At 57.4% G+C, this 18,149-nt stretch carries 15 protein-coding genes; 13 read left to right on the top strand and 2 right to left on the bottom strand.

From position 1 onward, the window contains the following. The first annotated feature begins 129 nt into the window (after positions 1 to 129). From NW828_RS01830 to ispD, 3 genes are all read left to right on the top strand, one after another. A complete protein-coding gene (locus tag NW828_RS01830; protein WP_011430352.1) occupies positions 130 to 468 on the top strand; it encodes a P-II family nitrogen regulator in 339 nt (112 codons plus the stop codon). Positions 469 to 628: 160 nt separating this feature from the next. Further along, complete coding sequence (locus tag NW828_RS01825; protein WP_414381028.1) at positions 629 to 2,035, top strand: ammonium transporter; 1,407 nt, start codon at positions 629 to 631, stop codon at positions 2,033 to 2,035. Positions 2,036 to 2,184: 149 nt separating this feature from the next. Beyond that, the gene (ispD, locus tag NW828_RS01820; RefSeq protein WP_414381026.1) at positions 2,185 to 2,892 is read left to right on the top strand and encodes a 2-C-methyl-D-erythritol 4-phosphate cytidylyltransferase; all 708 of its coding nucleotides are present in this window, start codon (positions 2,185 to 2,187) and stop codon (positions 2,890 to 2,892) included. 40 nt (positions 2,893 to 2,932) lie between these two features. Here the strand turns inward: ispD and NW828_RS01815 are convergent, their stop codons facing one another. Next, positions 2,933 to 3,292: a DUF559 domain-containing protein gene (locus NW828_RS01815; RefSeq protein ID WP_148202775.1), complete on the bottom strand. Its 360-nt coding sequence runs from the start codon at positions 3,290 to 3,292 to the stop codon at positions 2,933 to 2,935. A gap of 414 nt (positions 3,293 to 3,706) precedes the next feature. Here NW828_RS01815 and cobM point away from each other — a divergent pair, with 414 nt between their 5' ends. The 5 genes from cobM (at position 3,707) to sufU (ending at position 9,471) form a co-directional block, all read left to right on the top strand. Then, a complete protein-coding gene (gene cobM, locus NW828_RS01810) occupies positions 3,707 to 4,507 on the top strand; it encodes a precorrin-4 C(11)-methyltransferase (protein WP_414381023.1) in 801 nt (266 codons plus the stop codon). Between the two features lie 188 nt (positions 4,508 to 4,695). Next, the gene (locus NW828_RS01805; RefSeq protein WP_414381021.1) at positions 4,696 to 6,780 is read left to right on the top strand and encodes a tetratricopeptide repeat protein; all 2,085 of its coding nucleotides are present in this window, start codon (positions 4,696 to 4,698) and stop codon (positions 6,778 to 6,780) included. A 38-nt stretch (positions 6,781 to 6,818) separates the two neighbouring features. Next, positions 6,819 to 7,646, top strand: coding sequence for a sulfurtransferase (locus NW828_RS01800; RefSeq protein ID WP_414381019.1), 828 nt, complete (start codon positions 6,819 to 6,821; stop codon positions 7,644 to 7,646). Continuing rightward, on the top strand, positions 7,643 to 8,821 hold the full coding sequence (locus NW828_RS01795) for an NAD(P)/FAD-dependent oxidoreductase (RefSeq protein WP_414381017.1): 1,179 nt from the start codon (positions 7,643 to 7,645) through the stop codon (positions 8,819 to 8,821). The genes NW828_RS01800 and NW828_RS01795 overlap by 4 nt, the downstream gene beginning before the upstream one ends. Before the next feature lie 167 nt (positions 8,822 to 8,988). Further along, a complete protein-coding gene (sufU, locus tag NW828_RS01790) occupies positions 8,989 to 9,471 on the top strand; it encodes a Fe-S cluster assembly sulfur transfer protein SufU (protein ID WP_011434254.1) in 483 nt (160 codons plus the stop codon). 91 nt (positions 9,472 to 9,562) lie between these two features. On the opposite strand, the gene NW828_RS01785 is transcribed toward sufU, so the two are convergent. Next, on the bottom strand, positions 9,563 to 10,639 hold the full coding sequence (locus NW828_RS01785) for a VOC family protein (protein WP_414381016.1): 1,077 nt from the start codon (positions 10,637 to 10,639) through the stop codon (positions 9,563 to 9,565). Positions 10,640 to 11,052: 413 nt separating this feature from the next. Between NW828_RS01785 and pflB the strand changes: the two genes are divergently transcribed. From pflB to adhE, 5 genes are all read left to right on the top strand, one after another. Continuing rightward, entirely contained in the window at positions 11,053 to 13,359 is a 2,307-nt protein-coding gene (gene pflB, locus NW828_RS01780; RefSeq protein ID WP_414381014.1) for a formate C-acetyltransferase, read from the top strand. A gap of 86 nt (positions 13,360 to 13,445) precedes the next feature. Continuing rightward, positions 13,446 to 13,850 carry a pentapeptide repeat-containing protein gene (locus NW828_RS01775; RefSeq protein ID WP_414381013.1) on the top strand — a complete coding sequence of 135 codons (405 nt, stop codon included), beginning with the start codon at positions 13,446 to 13,448 and terminating at the stop codon, positions 13,848 to 13,850. Positions 13,851 to 14,075: 225 nt separating this feature from the next. Beyond that, the gene (pflA, locus tag NW828_RS01770; RefSeq protein WP_414381012.1) at positions 14,076 to 14,825 is read left to right on the top strand and encodes a pyruvate formate-lyase-activating protein; all 750 of its coding nucleotides are present in this window, start codon (positions 14,076 to 14,078) and stop codon (positions 14,823 to 14,825) included. Between the two features lie 182 nt (positions 14,826 to 15,007). Next, positions 15,008 to 15,418, top strand: coding sequence for an OsmC family protein (locus NW828_RS01765; protein ID WP_414343934.1), 411 nt, complete (start codon positions 15,008 to 15,010; stop codon positions 15,416 to 15,418). Between the two features lie 92 nt (positions 15,419 to 15,510). After that, positions 15,511 to 18,141, top strand: a complete 2,631-nt coding sequence (gene adhE, locus NW828_RS01760) for a bifunctional acetaldehyde-CoA/alcohol dehydrogenase (protein ID WP_414381011.1) — start codon at positions 15,511 to 15,513, stop codon at positions 18,139 to 18,141. Positions 18,142 to 18,149: the final 8 nt, after the last annotated feature.

Below are 18,149 nucleotides of genomic sequence, written 5' to 3'. Positions count from 1 at the left end.
AGTCTTGACGGGAGCCAACCCAGAGTGGTAAGCATCTTCAGTAGGAGATAAAAAATGTATCCGTTTTTACAATTCACAGGTGTTGGTAGTGTTAGAAATTAGCGGAACTGTTCAGGGTGCAGGAGGCAGATGAAAAAAATCGAGGCCGTGATCCGGCCATTTAAGTTGGATGAGGTCAAAATTGCTTTGGTCAATGCCGGGATTGTCGGCATGACCGTAAGTGAAGTACGGGGTTTTGGCCGGCAAAAGGGACAAACCGAGCGTTACCGGGGATCCGAGTACACGGTAGAGTTCCTACAAAAGCTGAAAGTGGAGATCGTGGTCGAAGATGACCTGGTGGATACGGTGGTGGAGAAGCTGATTGCAGCGGCTCGCACCGGCGAAATTGGGGACGGCAAGATTTTCATCAGCCCCGTCGAAAAAACCATCCGCATCCGCACTGGCGAACTCAACCAAGATGCCCTGTAAGGAGGGATCTTTGGGGTTTGGGCTACCTGTCCTGAGCCTTGTGGGGGTTTGCTGCATGTCTCTTTTGCTGTATCTCTGATGAGGTTGATGAGGTGTTCTTGCCCCACTTTCCGGGTAACTTCTTTTGAGAAGTACTGTCCCTTTAGGTGAGTCGAAAAGCATGAGTACAACAATGATCCAAAACCTCAAGAGCCAGGTGCCCCAGTGGCTCTGGCGACCGGCCAGGTGGAGTCTGACTGCTGCTCTAATGGCTGCGCTGGTCTTTCTATTCGGCCAGGGAACTGCCTTTGCTCAAGAGGCCGAGGCAGTTCAGAAACACGCTGACACTGTTTGGACGATCGCGGCAGCAGCCTTGGTGTTCTTCATGCAGGCGGGGTTCGCCATGGTAGAGACGGGCTTTACCCGCGCCAAGAACGCCGCCAACATCATGATGAAGAACTTGATGGACTTCTGCATGGGCTGTTGCGCCTTCTGGTTGATTGGGTTTGGCCTCATGTTCGGCAAAAGTGCTGGCTTCTTCGGCACCGACTGGTTTGCTTTTGGCTGGCAGCAGGCTTACGAGGCAGACGGCTGGCCTTTCACCTTTTTTGTTTTCCAGCTGGTGTTTGCCGCCACTGCCGCCACCATTGTTTCCGGAGCCATGGCGGAGCGCACCAAGTTCTTGGCCTACTTGATCTACTCCATCGTTATTTCTGGGCTAATCTACCCCATCTCTGGGGGTTGGGCCTGGAACGGGCTGTTCGGCGACTACAACGGCGGCACAGCCGGCTGGCTGGAAAATCTGGGCTACATTGATTTCGCTGGATCGGGGGTGGTGCATTTGGTAGGGGGCGCTGCGGCCTTGGCAGGCGCCATTGTGCTCGGCCCTCGCATTGGCAAGTACGGCCCTAATGGAGAACCGCGGGCGATCCCTGGCCACAACCTGCCGCTGGGGATGCTGGGAGTGTTTATCCTCGCCTTTGGCTGGATCGGGTTTAATGCCGGTTCCACCACTGCAGCCTCTGTCGATATTGGCTGGATTGCCATGAATACGCTGCTGGCAGCTTCGGCTGGAGCAATTGGGGCGATGTTCACCTCTTGGGTTCATTTTGGCAAGCCGGATATGACCTTTGCCGCCAACGGTGTCCTGGCCGGCTTGGTGGGCATCACTGCCCCTTGCAATACAGTTCATCCGCTGGGGGCCTTGATCATTGGCTTGGTGGCCGGAATCCTCGTGGTGCTCTCCGCGGTGATTTTGGATACGGCGCTGAAAATTGATGACCCAGTGGGCGCGGTTTCCGTGCATGGCACCTGTGGTATCTGGGGGGTGTTGGCAGCAGGGATCCCTTGGTTTGCCCACGCCAATTCAGAGGTTACCTGGGCACAGTTCGGCGTGCAGGTGGTAGGCGCTCTCGCTCTCTTCTTCTGGCCCTTCATCACCTGTCTAATCCTGTTTTTAATCCTCAAGGTAACTGTTGGCTTGCGCGTCAGCGCCGAGGAAGAGATTGCCGGTTTGGATGTGGGCGAGCACGGCAACATAGCCTACCCCGACTTCGTTACTGCTGCCACCGAGGTGGAGGGAGCTTGAGCTGTTGCGCTCGGTTCGACGGGAGGCTGTCGGATCTGAGCGACACGGGACTGAAAATCAAGAGAGGGGGTCAGGTCTGGCCCTCTCTTTTGTGGCTTGTTGACCTCAAGCAGTACACTGGGATCCGGTTGAATGCGCTTTTGGATCCCATGCACCTTCTGATCCCGGCGGCTGGCAGCGGCAAGCGAATGGGGGCTGCGGTCAATAAGCTGTTGCTGCCGCTCTTGGGTCAGCCGATTTTGGCTTGGACGTTGCAGGCTGCGGATCGAGCCAGCTCCATCGAGTGGATCGGCATTCTCTCCCAACCCGGCGATTGGCCGGCCATCGAGCAGATCCTGGCGGCAATGGATCTGTCCACGCCGGTGCAGCTTTTACAAGGGGGGGCGACGCGGCAGGAGTCGGTTTACAGGGGGGTTGAGTATCTCTATAACCTGGGAACAGTAGAGCGGGTGTTGATCCACGATGGGGCCCGCTGCCTAGCTACCCCTAAGTTGTTCGATCGCTGTAGTGCTGCTTTGCAGCAGGTGGATGGTCTCATCGCGGGGATCCCTGTCAAGGACACGATTAAAGTCGCTGAGGCAGGCCCAAAAGGGATCCAAATTCAGTCAACCCCAGAACGCAGCCGGCTGTGGGCAGCGCAAACGCCGCAGGGGTTTCGCCTGTCGATGCTATGGCAAGCCCATCGGGAGGCTCTGGCCCAGGGTTGGCAGGTAACCGATGATGCAGCCCTATTCGAGAAGCTGGGTTGGCCAGTCTACATCGTCGAAGGGGAGGAATCCAATCTGAAGCTAACCACCCCCCTGGATGTGTTGCTGGCCGCACAAATCCTGCAGCAGCGTCTCGGACCAGCGCGTTAGCTCAATTCAATCCCGGTAGGGCCAGTCTCAACCTTGGGAATTAAAAGTAGGAAGGAGGAAATCTAGGTTCACTAAGAGCACTTTGATCACCCCATCTCTTGTGGTCCGTTGGAAATGAAAATGATAAGTCTGGCTGTTTAGAATCTAATGCACCCAAGACACCTGAAACCAAGCAAAAGATGAGATTAATGCACTTTTCACTTTCTTCATAAACTTGCCGTTCTGAGAACCGAACTACAACCCAGCCTCTATCCGCTAGATAAGCATCACGCTTACTTTGCTTAGGATCATTCACAGTATGGGCTGGCCTACACAGATTACCTTCAAGAAACCATGGCTCATCAATTTCAATGTCAATGAGTAAAACGAGTGATCTTTTTCCATCTCTAGATACCTGCATTGCGATATCAGGGGTATAGCACCGGACACTAGACTGCTCTATGCACCAGCACCAGTTGCCCATGCCGATTGCAGCTTGCCCATCAAAGGCTGGGGTAGCTCGGGTAGATTTGGCCTAACAGGGCGTTCCGGCATTCGAGGTAGTTCAGGTTCCGTTGGGCGCTCCGGCATCTGTGGCGGCTCCGGCTCCAGCGGGCAAGGTGGGAGATCTGGCCCCCTCAAGAGGAGAGCAATCGGCTGGGGTAAAACAACGTAGGGATAATAGTCTTTCCGAACGTACCTTAAGATGGGATGCGAGTGCCTGTCGTGATCTTGCATGCTTGAGCCTCCAGATAAGTTCCCTTGGAATCCAGTTTGAAAAGACTTTGGAAAAGGGATCTTCAAAGAGGCCCTTGAAGGGGTAGGAAGCAAGCAAATGCGCGAACCGACGTCGTGGCCTGTCTACATTGTCGGGGCTGGCCCCGGGGATCCGGAGCTGATTACCCTGCGGGGGCAAAGACTGCTGGCGGAAGCCGATGTAGTGTTCTACACAGGTTCTTTGGTGCCAGAGGGAGTGCTGGCCCATTGTCGCCCTGGGGTTGAGGCCATTGACACCCGCTCCTTCACGCTGGAAACGCTGCTGCCGCAAATTGTGGAACGGGTCAAGGCGGGGCGGCGGGTGGTGCGGCTGCAGGATGGGGATCCCTGCCTTTACGGCGCTCTGCACGAGCTGCTGATCCGGCTGGCGGAGGCAGGGATCCCTTTTGAGATCGTGCCGGGAGTAAGCGCCTTTCAATTGGCAGCCGCCCGTTTGCAGGTGGAGTTGACCATACCCAAGTTGGTACAGACGATTATCCTCACCCGCGCCAGCGGTCGCACCCAGGTACCGGAAGCAGAAGCCCTGGCCAGTCTGGCAGCCCACCGCGCCTCTTTGTGTCTATATCTGAGCGCCCGCCACGTAGAACAAGCGCAGGCAGATCTGCTGGCTCACTACCCCGCCGATACCCCGGTTGCCGTTTGTTATCGCTTGGGTTGGCCGGACGAACGAATCTGGCTGGGATCCCTGGCCGAGATGGCCGCCCTCACCCGGCAAGCCGGCTTAGAACGCACAGTGCTCTATCTCGTCAGCCCTGCCTTGAAAGGCTTGTCAAGCTCCAGATCTGCCCGCTCGCGGCTCTACAGCCCTGACCACACCCACCTCTTCCGTCCCAGAATGGGCCGGCAGCCCCGTTTGTAACAGGCTCTTTCAGTATATTGACGGACTCCGGCAGATTGAGCACAATGAGGCAGCAAGATGAGGTCAGAGGCCTGGACTTCTGGCGAGGGGGTACTCGTTTTTGCCGAGAGAAGTGGATCCCTCTTGGATTGGAGTTGTTACAAGACCACTTTTTCACTCTCTAACTTAACTTTGCGAACTCTAACTTTATGGCTGGCTCATCTGCTGCTCGCAGCGTGGAAACCCTGATCAAGGCTCTGCAGAAGGCCCTGGCCCCCCTGCCAACCCGTTCGGCCCTGAAGCAAGATGTCCTTTACCTCATGGTGGATCTCCCACGGCAGGGGATGTTTAGCCGCTCTATGGTGTTGCATCGAGTTGCCAGCCAATTGGGGGGCTTGCCTGTGCAGGGAGTTAGCCAACTGGTGGTGTACGGTCGGCTTCAGGGGGAAACACAGCCGCAGTGGAAAAAAGTCTTCTACTTGTCCTCTGGGGAAAGCAGTGCCGATGCCACGCAGATTGTATTACCGGGCACCAAGATTTCTGAGATCAGGGTGCTGGAGGCCCAAAAACCTGTTGTGGATCCCGACCACAACTCCGATTTTCGCAAAGTTAAAACTCTGGGGGCACCGGTTCCCAAAATTCAGAAAGAGCGCCGGCCAGAAGCGGCTCCAAGCCAGGCCTCGGTTGGCCATGCCCCTTCCCAGACCGAGATCCCGACCCCTCTGCCTACAACTGCTCGCCCCAGTTCTCCTATCGACGTTCTGGCCAACTTTCCGACACTTGATCAATGGTTGCACAGGCCTGCTCTAAGGCCCTTCTTGGGGGGAGCTCTGGCTTTGTCTCTCCTGCTGGGGGCTGGGTTGGTGGTGCGCTCTTTTGGGCAAGCCGATGTTCCTGCCCGAGCCAGATCGCTGGGGCTGGGGATCCCGCTGTTGATCTTGGCCGCAGGGGGGGGCTGGCTGGGGTGGAAAGGTCGGCGTGTCGATGACACCCTTGAGCGAGAAGAGGGATCCCAGGATCCCTTTACAGAAGGGCTGTCCTTTTTACAGGCCAATCCAATTCCTGAGGCAGTGGAGCGGTTTCAGGAGGCCGTGCGGCAACAGCCGAATCATGTCGAGGCCCACGTTGAGCTGGCCCATCTGTTGGCGAAAACCAACCGACTGCAGGAGGCATTGAGCCACTACCAACAGGCCAAACGCCTGAACCCGAACTGGAGCGGCATCAACACCCACCTGGTGGAAACCCTGAAGGCCCTGGCGCGGCAGTGGTTGGCCCAGCATCAGCCGGATGAAGTCTTGATCCATTTGCCCGAAGCGCTGCCCCTCACCCAGGGATCCGCTCAAGCCGAGATCTTCAGCCTGCTCGGCCAAGCCTGGGCAGAGAAGGGCAACTGGGCAGAAGCGTTGGCCCAGCAACAAAAGGCCCTGGGGTTGGATCCCCACTTCAGCGAGGCCCATCTCTGCATTGCTCAAGTTCGCCTCAAGCTGGGGCAATGGGACGAGGCCATCGATTCCTGTTGGGCTGCTTTGGAGTTGAATGATCGCCTGGGCCTGGGCCACGCCGTGATGGGACAAGCGCTGATGCGCAAAGGACAGCTAAAAGCGGCAATCGCAGCCTTCCGAACTGCTCTCAACCTGGATCTCGCTCCTGAGTTGGCAGCCGCTGTGCGGGTGGATCTGGGTTTGGCAATGGTACATGCAGGCCATCTGGCTCAAGCCAGCCAGGAGTTCAGCCAGGTGATCTTCAATGGCCAGTTCAAAAGACAGCAGGCTCGCGCCTACTACGGCTTGGGCCTGGTGTTGGCAAGCCAAGAGCAATACAGCGAAGCTGTGAAGAACTACCGGCGGGCTTTGGAGCTGGCCCCCGATCTGCACGCAGCGATGGCCGCCACTGGCCTAGCCTACCTGGGCCCCAAACAACGGGATGCCTCTGGGCGCAAGTTCATCCAGCCCCAACAGTTGCAGCAGGCTATGCAGCAGTTTGAACAGGCTCTCCAAGGAGATTCAGAGTTGCCGGAAGCTCACTTTGGCCTGGGCGAAGTGGCGCGCATCAAGGGGGATCTAACCTCGGCGGAGGCCAGCTATCGACGGGCCATTCGCAGCAATGGCAGCTATGGAGCAGCTCACTATCGTCTGGGATCCATCCTTGCCCGCCAAGGCAAGCTGGAGCAGGCCATTGAACACTTTCGCTCGGCTTTGGAAATCGCTCCCAACTTCTCCGAAGCCAGAGTGAGCCTGCAACGGCTTCTCTCCAAACAGATGGAAGAGGCCCATACCGGCCTACTCGTCCCGTAAGGTGGGATAGGATCTTCGAGTTAAGGTTCTCTCAACCCATGACACCAACGCCAGGTTGGGTGGTCAGCCCTGCAACCGCCATCCAGCTCATCCAACAAGGGGCAACGCTTCTGGATGCACGCAGTGCGGAATTGCAAGCCGACGGGATCCTGAAGGGTTCAATTCCGGTGAACTGGACGGAGTTTACTCAACCAGAGGCTGCCAACAGCGGCAAGCTGTTGGCAGATGACGCCCTCCTCACCGAAAAGCTACAGGGCCTTGGCGTGTTTCAGGGACGTCCGGTGGTGGTGGTTGCCGATCCGCTGCGGGGTTGGGGAGAAGATGGCCGGATGGTTTGGATGTTGCGCAGCTTGGGTCATCCCCAGGCAGTCATGGTGGACGGGGGCTATCCGGCCCTGGTGAAGGAGGGAGTGCTGACCACAACCCGACAAAGCGCCGACGAACCGCAACGGGGCGACTTTGTAGTGCAGCGAACCGACCGGTGGGAGATCGACCGGGACACTCTGCGGGCCAGCCTTGGCTCCGACCGTGTGGCCATCCTCGACAGTCGCGAAGCCCAAGAATACAAGGGAGCCACCCCCTATGGTGAGGCGCGCGGTGGACACATCCCCGGCGCTGTGCATCTCTACTACAAGGAGCTGATGGATGCGGCGGGATCCCTATTGCCGCCCGCTGCAATTCACGCCCGCCTGCAAAAAGCCGGGATCCCTCCGGAAGCCGAGATCATTGCCTACTGCACAGCTGGGGTTCGCTCCGCTTGGGTCACGGTGGTTTTAACCCACGTGGGCCGGCAGGCCAAAAGCTATTCCGGTTCCATCCTGGAATGGGCGGCCGGGGATCCCCAGGAGTTCCCGCTCCAGCCATGAGGGGATCCCTGCCCACTGTGATCTTGGCCGGATGTGGCTATGGAGCCATCGACGCCTTGCGGGCGCTCAAAGGGCAGGCACGGGTGATCGCCATCAACCCCTATCCCTACAGTGTTAATTCAGGCATGTCCACGCGGCTGCTGAGTGGTCGGTTTTCTCTGGAGCTGGTGCGGATCCCTTTGCTGGAGCATATTCAAGCCAACGGCGCCCAGTTTTTGCCGGGGCGAGTCACCCACATCCAACCCGAAGCTCGAACCCTGACCCTGGAGAGTGAAGCCGGGATCCAAACTCTGGCCTACGACTATCTGTTGGTGAATGTGGGCCGGGAGTTGCGCCCCATCGATGGGATCCAACATGCCTTCACCATTCGACCGGCAGAACAATTGGTGGCCGCCCAAACCTGGATCCGGCAGTGCTGGCAACGGGCAGCCCAGGGGGATCGGACGCCGGGCCTGCTGACCTTTGTGGTAGCGGGAGGAGGCTGTACCGGCACAGAGCTGATGGGGGAACTCTACGATCTTTGTCGGCAGATGAGCGCAAAAACAGGGATCCCCTCGGCTCAAGCCCGGCTGATCTTGATCCATCGCCAGGCCCATCTGGTCGAGGGCTTCTCGGAACCCTTCCGCCGGGCGGTGGAAAGGGAAATCCGCCGTCTGGGGGTGGAAATCTGGGCCGGATGTCAGGTGAAAGCCTTTGGGCCGGAGCACGTGTGGCTCTCGGATGGCACCGAGTTGATAGCTCAGACCCGCCTGTGGGCAGGTGGCTTCCAGGTGCCGAGCTGGTTGAGCACCTGCGGCTTGCCAACAGGGCCGACGGGAGCCCTGCTCGTGGACAAATACCTGCGGGTGCAAGGCTCAGAGCACATCTTGGCGGTGGGGGACTGCGCTGACTTTGTTTGGGGATCCCGCCTCTTGCCCAAGATCGGCGTGTACGCGGTGCGCCAGGGGCCAATTGCAGCCCAAAACCTGCTGCGGCTCATCCGCGGCCAACCTCTGATCCCCTACCGACCGCAGGCCACGGTTTTTGTTTGTGTAACGGTGGGGAACCGCGTTGCCGTTGCCGAGAAAGGCAGGCTGGTCTGGCGCGGCTATTCAGCCACGGTGCTGAAGAACTTTTTTGATTGGCTGTACATGCGCAAACTTAAGCCCCTGCGCTGGCAGGAGTTTTTCTACTGACTCAAGCTCTACCAAGAACAGGGTTAAGATCAAAACCAGATGGGCCAGGTCGGGCTCGCTTCCCAAATCCTGAATATCTGAGAACTATGGCTATTCCCGGCGGCAATGGGCTATGAGCGGATCGACTTTTGCCGACCGGCCAGAGCAGCGACCAACCAGGAGCAACAATGCCTCTAGATAACCTGCGCGGACTCTATCAGCAAGTCATTCTGGAGCGGTACAAAAAGCCCCACAACTTCGGCAGAGTGGATCCCGTCCACCGCCACCAACGTGGCCACAACCCCTCCTGTGGCGACACCATCGACCTCACCTTACAACTGGATCCCAGCCAGGAGCGGATTGTCGATATCAAATTCGAGGGGGCAGGCTGTGCCATTGCCCTGGCTTCTGCCGATCTCATGGCGGATGCGGTGCGGGGGCGCACCATCCCCGAAGCTCTGCAGTTGGTGGAGCGCTTCCAAGCCATGATGCGCGGTGGCGAAGAGTTCCCGCGGGAGCAACGGGCTTTGAACGCCATGAAAGGGGTAGCCCAATTTCCAGTGCGCATCAAATGCGCCAACCTGGCCTGGCATGCGCTCAAATACGCGCTGGAATCGCCCGAACCCCAGGCCAATGGGTCGGCCTTTGTGAGCAACGAAAACACCGACTGACCGCCTTCCGCATACCCGAATATCGGCTGGAAACTCAGGGGCAATCAATCGTGTTGATTAACTGGAGACATTCCCCTGGTGCTCAAGGGTGTTAGCAGACCAGGGCTTGCTGCCGTTGTCGCTGTTGGCGTTCTAGAGCTTCAAACAGGGCTTGAAAGTTGGCTTCGCCAAAGCCTGTGGCTCCACCCAACCGTTGGATGACCTCGAAAAAAAACGTGGGCCGGCCAAACAGAGGCTGAGTGAAGGTTTGCAACAACAGGGGGGGGTGTCGGGAATCAGAGGCAGGCAAGGTGGTATCCAAAAGGAGCTGCTGCTCCACCAAGTCGTGCCAGGAGATGGTGGGCAACCCACCAGAAGGGAGTACTGCTCCAGAGGCCAGCTCCCTTGCCAGGTTTGTGTAGTACTCCGGTGGCACCTGCAGAAAGTTTACGCCTCCCTGTCGCAGCCGGCGCACACTGGCGAAGACATCTGAGCTGTGCAACGCCGCATGTTGCAGGCCAGGGCCATGATGGGCATCCAAAAACTCCTGGATCTGGGAAGCGGCACAGGTGGGCTCGTTGATGGCCAACTGGATCCCGGCTTCAGGATCTCCCACCACCACACTTTCTAGGCCAGAGGTGTTGGTGCGGATGCTGTAGCGATACAAAGGCCGCCAACCCAGCACCTGCCCATACCAATCTGCCGCTGCCTGCAGGGATCCCTGCTCCACGTTCAATACCAGGTGATCCCAGTGGGAAAACAGGTTCTCCTCAGCAGGGGCTGAATCGGGGATCCCTGAGCCGGGGATCAAAGAATGCCTGAGTCCATAAGGAGTGCGCAGGCGCAGAGTGGGGCCACCTTCCTCTTCTGCCGGGATCCACTCCACTTGGGCTCCTCGCCTCTGCAAAAGCTCTGCCAAGCCCAACAGCTCTTGCTCCTCCACCGCCAAGGCCACATCCACCACCCCAGGCGAATGTTGCTGCAAATAGCGATCCACCTCATCCCCGGCGTGAGCCGGCTGAGATAGGCGCAAGCGCAGGGATCCCTGACGCAGACAGAGGGTACTGCCGAGCTGTCCTTCCATTCGGAAGCCCCAAACCTGACAAAAGTGTTCCTGCCAACGGGGCAGATCCCAAAGATAGAAGTGCAGGTGATGGATCCCTTGGACGATTCGATTGGACTGGTTCATAGAGCAAGGCACTGCTAATGCGAACGCCGAGTGTCCTGACGTTCTCACGGCAACAGGCGACCTGGGCCGCCCTACCTCAGCATAGGCCCGCCATTTGCCGACGGAAAAGCGTGAAACAACATTAAGAAGGTATTAAGACAGTATTAAAAAACAGGATAAAAATAAGATTAAAAAACCACGCGACCGAAAATATCCTCAGAGGTCAAGGGACTAAAATTGGATTAGGCGAGGTGTATTTAGAACGCCCAAAAAAGAAACGGAAGAGTTGCTAAAAGCCCTTCGTAGGATCCCTGTAAGCCTTGCAGAGAGTGGGTACTTCTTTAGCTCTTTTTGAGAGCCTGCGTGGGGCAAATGTTGAGGTACCACCTCGCCTTGCCGATAGATTATCAGGCGTGATAGCCGGGAGGATGGTTATGGTTGCCAGTGTGCAGCGTTCTGTAGCATCGCCTACAGAATTGAAAGCAGAACCAAGGACGGGATCCAACGCAGCCGGTCAAAAAGTTTTGAGCGATTTTGCAACGGGAGCCTGGCAGCGCTCCATCGACGTCAGAGACTTTATTCAGCGCAATTACACCCCCTACACCGGTGATGAAACCTTCTTAGCTGCAGCCACCGAGCGCACCCAGCGGCTGTGGGCCAAGGTCAAGGATTTGATGGCTCTGGAGCGAGAGCGAGGGATCCTGGACGCCGATACCGCCGTTCCCTCAACCATCACCAGCCACGCTCCTGGTTACATCGACCCAGAGTTGGAACAAATTGTGGGGCTGCAGACGGACAAACCCCTGAAGCGGGCCATCATGCCCTTTGGCGGCATCCGCATGGTAGAGACGGCCCTCAAGGCCTACGGTTATGAGCTGGATCCCCGCGTTAAGGAAATCTTCACCCAGTACCGCAAAACCCACAACGATGGGGTTTTCGACGCCTACACCGAGGAGATGCGCCGCTGCCGCCGCTCCGGGATCATCACCGGCCTGCCCGATGCCTACGGTCGGGGTCGCATCATCGGGGACTATCGGCGGGTGGCCCTCTACGGGGTGGATCGGCTCATCGAAGACAAGCAGGCCCAAAAAGCCAGCCTAGACCTGGACACGATGGACGAAGAGACCATCCGCCTGCGGGAGGAGCTCTCTGAGCAGATCAAAGCCCTGCAAGAGCTGAAAGAGATGGGATCCCGCTACGGGTTTGACCTGGGCCGTCCGGCAGCCAACGCCCGCGAAGCCATCCAATGGCTGTACCTGGCCTACCTGGCAGCCGTCAAGGAGCAAAACGGGGCGGCCATGTCCTTGGGGCGGGTGTCCACCTTCCTGGACATCTACATCGAGCGGGATCTGCAGGCCGGGATCCTCACCGAGGAAGAGGCCCAGGAGCTCATTGACCACTTTGTTATGAAGCTGCGCATGGTCAGGTTTTTGCGCACGCCCGAGTACAACGAGCTATTCAGCGGGGATCCCACCTGGGTTACCGAGTGCATCGGCGGCATGGGCCTGGATGGGCGGCCTTTGGTTACCAAAACCAGCTTCCGCATGCTGCATACCCTCTACAACCTTGGCCCAGCGCCCGAGCCCAACTTGACCGTGCTTTGGTCGGAGCGGCTGCCGGAAGCCTTCAAGCGCTACTGCGCCAAGGTCTCCATTGAAACCAGCTCCATCCAGTACGAAAACGACGACTTGATGCGCCCCTACTGGGGGGATGACTACGGCATCGCCTGCTGTGTGTCGGCCATGCGCATCGGCAAGCAGATGCAGTTTTTTGGAGCGCGGGTGAACTTGGCCAAGTGCCTGCTCTATGCCATCAACGGCGGTCGGGATGAGATCTCCGGCGAGCAGGTGGCTCCTGCTTTCGCCCCCATCACCGCCGATGTCCTGGACTACGACGAGGTGTGGCCGCGCATGGCGCAGATGATGGCCTGGCTGGCCAAAACCTACGTCAACACCATGAACATCATCCACTACATGCACGACAAGTACTGCTACGAGCGCCTGGAGATGGCCCTGCACGACCGGGACGTGCTGCGCACCATGGCCTTTGGGTTGGCCGGCCTGTCGGTAACAGCCGACTCCCTATCCGCCATCAAATACGCGCGGGTACGGGCCATCCGGGATGAGCGGGGCCTAGTGGTGGATTACGCGGTGGAGGGCGACTTCCCCAAATACGGCAACAACGATGACCGGGTTGACTCCATTGCGGTGCAACTGGTGCAGACCTTCATGGCCGAGCTGCGCAAGCACAAGACCTACCGCAATGCCATCCCCACCCAGTCCATCCTCACCATCACCTCCAACGTGGTCTACGGCAAGAAAACCGGCAACACCCCCGACGGGCGGCGAGCGGGCGAGCCCTTTGCCCCAGGGGCCAACCCCATGCACGGCCGGGACACCAAGGGGGCGGTGGCGTCGCTGGCTTCGGTGGCCAAGCTGCCCTACGACGACGCTCTGGATGGGATCTCCAACACCTTCTCGATTGTGCCGGCGGCCCTGGGTCGCACAGCGGAGGAGCGGGTTGCCAATCTAGTGGGGCTGCTGGATGGCTACATGCGGGATGGCGGTTTCCACCTCAACGTCAATGTTCTCAACCGCGAGACCCTGCTGCATGCCATGGAGCACCCGGAGCTCTACCCACAGCTCACCATCCGGGTTTCCGGCTATGCGGTGAACTTCATCAAGCTCACGCGCGAGCAGCAACTGGATGTCATTAACCGCACGTTCCATCAACACTGCTAAAAACAAGGCCGGGGATCCCTGAAGTCCGCCCATACCGGGGTCGATGGAAGGGATCCCCCATCGATAACCGAGGAGGCCCGATGATCATGACTGTTTGTAGCGCTGCGGATCTGGTCAGCCAGTATGCCTCAGGACGGCGCGATTTTCGGGAGATCGATTTGCAGGGGGCTGAGCTGCAGGAGATCCATTTGGCTGGCGCCGATCTCAGCTATGCCGATTTCAGTGGGGCCAACTTGGCGGGGGCCAATTTGCGGGGGTGCGATCTCAGCTATGCCGACTTCAGCGGAGCTAACCTATCGGGAGCCGATTTGCGGGGATGTCTCCTCTTTGGCAGCAATTTCCGAGGGGCGCTCTTAGAAGGAGCCTTGTTGGATCACGCAGATTTCGATGCCTATACCCATTTCCCGAAGGATTTCGATCCCAAGGCCCATCGCCTACACGGCATCACGGTGGATACCTCCGTGCCTAGCCCACACGACCCATCGGTCTGAGCTGGGTGGGATCCCCAAGCTGCCCTTTCGGCTTTTTATCCCCCTTTCTCCCTTCCAGCCAGGATAGCAGCGGTCTAGCTAAAAGACCCTAGGGATCTAAAAAAATCTAGTCCCAACCTAATCCAAAGAGAAATGGAAACTGTGTTCTATTTAACCTGAGTTAGCAATCTGGAAGAAAACCTCAAGATTGATTGATATTTTGCAAAAGTCATCCAGGATAAAAGTATGGATACCGTTATGAACCCCCTGACACCAATTGCTGGGCGCATTCACTCGGTGGAAACCTGTGGCACCGTCGATGGGCCAGGAATCCGCTTCGTAATTTTTACACAGGGTTGTCCACTTCGCTGTTTGTATTGCCACAACCCTGACTGTCGGGATCCGGAGGCGGGACAGCTTGTTACGGTTGAGTCTTTAATTGCCGAGATCCAACGTTACAAGAATTACTTGCGAGGGGGGGGAGTTACGGCTACCGGGGGAGAGCCTTTGCTGCAACCCACCTTTGTAGCTGAGATCTTCCGTCGCTGTCATGAGTTGGGCTTGCACACGGCTTTGGATACTTCTGGCTATGGGCAACTGGAAGCAGCCAAGCCTGTGTTGGAGCATACAGATTTGGTGTTGCTGGATATCAAGTCTTATCTGCCGGAGCTGTATCGAAAGGTTACCGGCGTTTCGCTAGAACCCACTCTTAATCTGGCCCGCTATTTAGACCAGATCCACAAGCCTACCTGGATTCGTTTTGTGCTGGTTCCCAGCTTGACGGATCCCGAGGAAAACATTAAGGGTCTGGCCGAGTTTGTGGCCACCTTATCCAACGTGGAGCGAGTGGAAGTTTTGCCCTTTCACAAGATGGGGGAATACAAATGGCAGCAATTGGGATTGCCTTACACCCTTGCCGATGTCGATCCACCCACACCCGAACAGGTGAATCACGCCTTACAAATCTTTCGGGATCAAGGACTGGTGGCTATTTGACAATTCTGCAGTTGCGGCTTGGGTCAGCATAGCCAGGTCACGCTTAGATCCGAAGTGATTCACAGTTAATCTCTGCACCGTCTCCAGATTGGCCCTGAGCTGACTGGAATCCAAGTTGATCCCCAGGCTAACTTTACGGACTCTATGTGAACTGAAGAATACCCTAAGAGGAGGGATCCCCAATGGAAGTTTGCGTCACCTACCGCGATGGTGTTCAGTTCCAAGCGGAAAGCCGAGGGCACCGCATTCTCAGCGATCAGCCTTTGGACAATCACGGTCGAGATCAGGGAATGACGCCGCCGGAATGGTTTTTGGCTTCTCTGGGCGCCTGTGTTGGTTTTTATGCCGTCAAATATCTGGAAGCTCGGCAGTTGGATCCCAGTGGACTAGAGGTGGTGGTCACGGCGGAGAAAGTTGAGCATCCGGCTCGCCTAGACAACATTCACATTCGTGTAAAAACTGGGATCCCGCTGGACGGAAGGCATCAAAAGGGGCTGGAAAAAGCAGTTGATGCCTGCATCATTCACAATACGCTCACCCATCCCCCCACCCTGACCACCGAAATCCAAGTTCCTGCTCCTGTTGGCGCCTAGATTGCCATTCGGGTTATTCGACTATTTCCAACTATCCGATTGTCAATTGTTCCTATCGTCTAAGTCTTGATGAGTTTTGGAGGGATCCACCGATGCCAGTAACCAATCTAGCCGAGCTGGAAACCTTGATCCAGCAGGTGAAGGCTGCCCAAGCTGAATACGCAACTTTCACCCAAGAACAGGTAGACCGGATTTTTCACAAAGCCGCTCTGGCTGCCAACAACGAACGGATCCCGTTGGCAAAGCTGGCGGTACAGGAAACCGGCATGGGTATTGTGGAGGACAAGGTGATCAAAAATCACTTTGCCTCGGAATACATTTACAACAAATACAAACACGAAAAGACCTGTGGAGTCATCGAGCGGGATGAGAGTTTTGGCTACGAGAGAATTGCTGAACCGGTGGGTCTTTTGGCAGGTATTGTGCCGGTAACCAACCCCACGTCAACGACCATTTTCAAGGCTCTGATCACCCTAAAAACCCGCAACGGCATTATCTTTTCTCCCCACCCGCGGGCTAAACAATGCACCATTGCCGCGGCCAAAGTGGTCAGAGAAGCTGCCGAGGCAGCGGGCGCTCCTGTGGGGTTGATCGGCTGGATCGACGAGCCCACCATCGAGCTTTCTCAGGCCTTAATGCAGCATCCTGAGGTGAAGCTGATCTTGGCTACCGGCGGGCCTGGCATGGTTAAAGCGGCCTACTCTTCGGGCCACCCGTCTTTGGGGGTGGGAGCGGGCAATACCCCGGCAGTGATCGATGCCAGTGCCGATATTCCCATGGCTGTCAGCTCGATTTTGTTGAGCAAGACCTTCGACAACGGCATGATCTGTGCCTCAGAACAGGCAGTGGTGGTGGTGGATGCCATCTACGAGCAGGTCAAGGCCGAGTTCGGCCATCGGGGGGCCTACATTTTGGATCCGGAACAAATCGAAGCCGTGCGCCGCATCCTTCTCAAAGACGGTCGCCTAAATCCGGCCATTGTGGGCCAGTCGGTGCAGACCATCGCTGCCCTGGCCGGTATCCAGGTACCCGAAGGCACCAAACTGCTGATTGGGGAAGTGGAGAAGGTGGGGCCGGAGGAGCCCTTCTCCTACGAAAAATTGGCCCCTGTTCTGGCCCTCTACCGCGCCAACGATTTCCACAGCGCCGTAGATGTTGCTGTCCAACTGGTCAATTTCGGCGGGCGGGGACACACCTCTGTTTTGTATACAGATCCCGCCAATCGGGACGATATTGCCTACTTTGAAAATGCCCTGCAAACGGCGCGAGTGTTGATCAATACTCCCTCTTCCCAGGGGGCAATCGGGGATCTCTACAACTTCAAGCTGGATCCCTCTCTGACTTTGGGCTGTGGCACTTGGGGAGGCAATTCGATCTCCGAGAATGTGGGGCCGCGCCACCTGCTCAACATTAAAACGGTAACCCAACGTCGGGAAAACATGCTCTGGTTTCGGATCCCGCCCAAGATTTACTTCAAGCCCGGATGTCTGCCTATTGCTCTGCGGGAATTAGCCGGCAAAAAACGCGCCTTTTTGGTGACCGATAAGCCGCTCTTTGAGTTGGGCATATTGCATCCCATCACCCAGGTTTTGGATGAGATTCGCGTGAGCTGGGATGTGTACCACGATGTAGAGCCGGATCCCACCCTCAGCAACGTCAATCGCGGTCTGGAGCAGTTGCGCCAGTTTCAACCGGATGTGATTATTGCGGTCGGTGGGGGATCCCCGATGGATGCGGCCAAGGTGATGTGGCTGATGTACGAGCAGCCCCAGGTGGAGTTTGATGGCTTGGCGATGCGCTTTATGGACATCCGCAAGCGGGTTTACGAGCTGCCGCCACTGGGGCAAAAAGCTCAGCTCATCTGCATCCCCACCACTTCCGGCACGGGATCCGAGGTGACGCCCTTTGCCGTAGTGACCGATGACCGGGTGGGGATCAAATACCCCCTGGCGGACTACGCCCTCACCCCCACCATGGCCATTGTGGATCCGGATCTCACCCTCAAGATGCCCAAGAAGCTGACGGCTTACGGGGGTATCGATGCCCTCACCCACGCTCTGGAAGCCTATGTGTCGGTGATGGCCAGCGATTTTACCGATGGGCTGGCATTACAAGCCATCAAGCTGCTCATGACCTACTTGCCGCGGGCCTATGAAAAAGGTGCTGCAGATCCAGAAGCCCGAGAAAAAGTTCACTACGCCGCCACCATTGCCGGCATGGCCTTTGCCAACGCCTTTTTGGGGGTGTGCCACTCCCTGGCCCACAAGCTGGGATCCACCTTCCATCTGCCCCACGGACTGGCCAACGCCCTGATGATTACCCACGTCATCCGCTACAACGCCACCGACGCCCCCTTTAAGCAGGCCATCTTTCCCCAATACCGCTATCCCAACGCCAAGCACCGCTACGCTGAAATTGCCGATTACCTGCAGTTGGGCGGGGCGGATGACGATGAAAAGGTCATGCGCCTGATTGAGGCCATCGAAGAACTCAAGCGGAAACTGGGGATCCCAGCCACCATTCGCGAGGCCCTGGGGGAGAAAGAGCGGGAGTTTTACGACCGTCTGGAGGCGATGGCGGAGCAAGCCTTTGACGACCAATGCACCGGCGCCAACCCCCGCTATCCCCTCATTCAAGACATGAAGGAGCTGTACGTTTTGGCCTATCGGGGCTGCCGGGTGGATTCTGCCCTCTACCACCAGCCGGAACCAGTGTTGGCCTAAGGAGTAGG

It is taken from the genome of Synechococcus sp. W55.2 (assembly GCF_047461635.1).
GTDB lineage: Bacteria > Cyanobacteriota > Cyanobacteriia > Thermostichales > Thermostichaceae > Thermostichus.
Note: the sequence above shows the minus strand (reverse complement) of the source record. Positions and strands in the feature narration are given on the sequence as shown.

Excerpts from the sequence above, each read along its gene's own strand:
- NW828_RS01830 (WP_011430352.1), top strand. The coding sequence starts at position 130 with ATGAAAAAAATCGAGGCCGTGATCCGGCCATTTAAGTTGGATGAGGTC.
- NW828_RS01825 (WP_414381028.1), top strand. The coding sequence starts at position 629 with ATGAGTACAACAATGATCCAAAACCTCAAGAGCCAGGTGCCCCAGTGG.
- ispD (WP_414381026.1), top strand. The coding sequence starts at position 2,185 with ATGCACCTTCTGATCCCGGCGGCTGGCAGCGGCAAGCGAATGGGGGCT.
- NW828_RS01815 (WP_148202775.1), bottom strand. The coding sequence starts at position 3,292 with ATGCAGGTATCTAGAGATGGAAAAAGATCACTCGTTTTACTCATTGAC.
- cobM (WP_414381023.1), top strand. The coding sequence starts at position 3,707 with ATGCGCGAACCGACGTCGTGGCCTGTCTACATTGTCGGGGCTGGCCCC.
- NW828_RS01805 (WP_414381021.1), top strand. The coding sequence starts at position 4,696 with ATGGCTGGCTCATCTGCTGCTCGCAGCGTGGAAACCCTGATCAAGGCT.
- NW828_RS01800 (WP_414381019.1), top strand. The coding sequence starts at position 6,819 with ATGACACCAACGCCAGGTTGGGTGGTCAGCCCTGCAACCGCCATCCAG.
- NW828_RS01795 (WP_414381017.1), top strand. The coding sequence starts at position 7,643 with ATGAGGGGATCCCTGCCCACTGTGATCTTGGCCGGATGTGGCTATGGA.
- sufU (WP_011434254.1), top strand. The coding sequence starts at position 8,989 with ATGCCTCTAGATAACCTGCGCGGACTCTATCAGCAAGTCATTCTGGAG.
- NW828_RS01785 (WP_414381016.1), bottom strand. The coding sequence starts at position 10,639 with ATGAACCAGTCCAATCGAATCGTCCAAGGGATCCATCACCTGCACTTC.
- pflB (WP_414381014.1), top strand. The coding sequence starts at position 11,053 with ATGGTTGCCAGTGTGCAGCGTTCTGTAGCATCGCCTACAGAATTGAAA.
- NW828_RS01775 (WP_414381013.1), top strand. The coding sequence starts at position 13,446 with ATGACTGTTTGTAGCGCTGCGGATCTGGTCAGCCAGTATGCCTCAGGA.
- pflA (WP_414381012.1), top strand. The coding sequence starts at position 14,076 with ATGGATACCGTTATGAACCCCCTGACACCAATTGCTGGGCGCATTCAC.
- NW828_RS01765 (WP_414343934.1), top strand. The coding sequence starts at position 15,008 with ATGGAAGTTTGCGTCACCTACCGCGATGGTGTTCAGTTCCAAGCGGAA.
- adhE (WP_414381011.1), top strand. The coding sequence starts at position 15,511 with ATGCCAGTAACCAATCTAGCCGAGCTGGAAACCTTGATCCAGCAGGTG.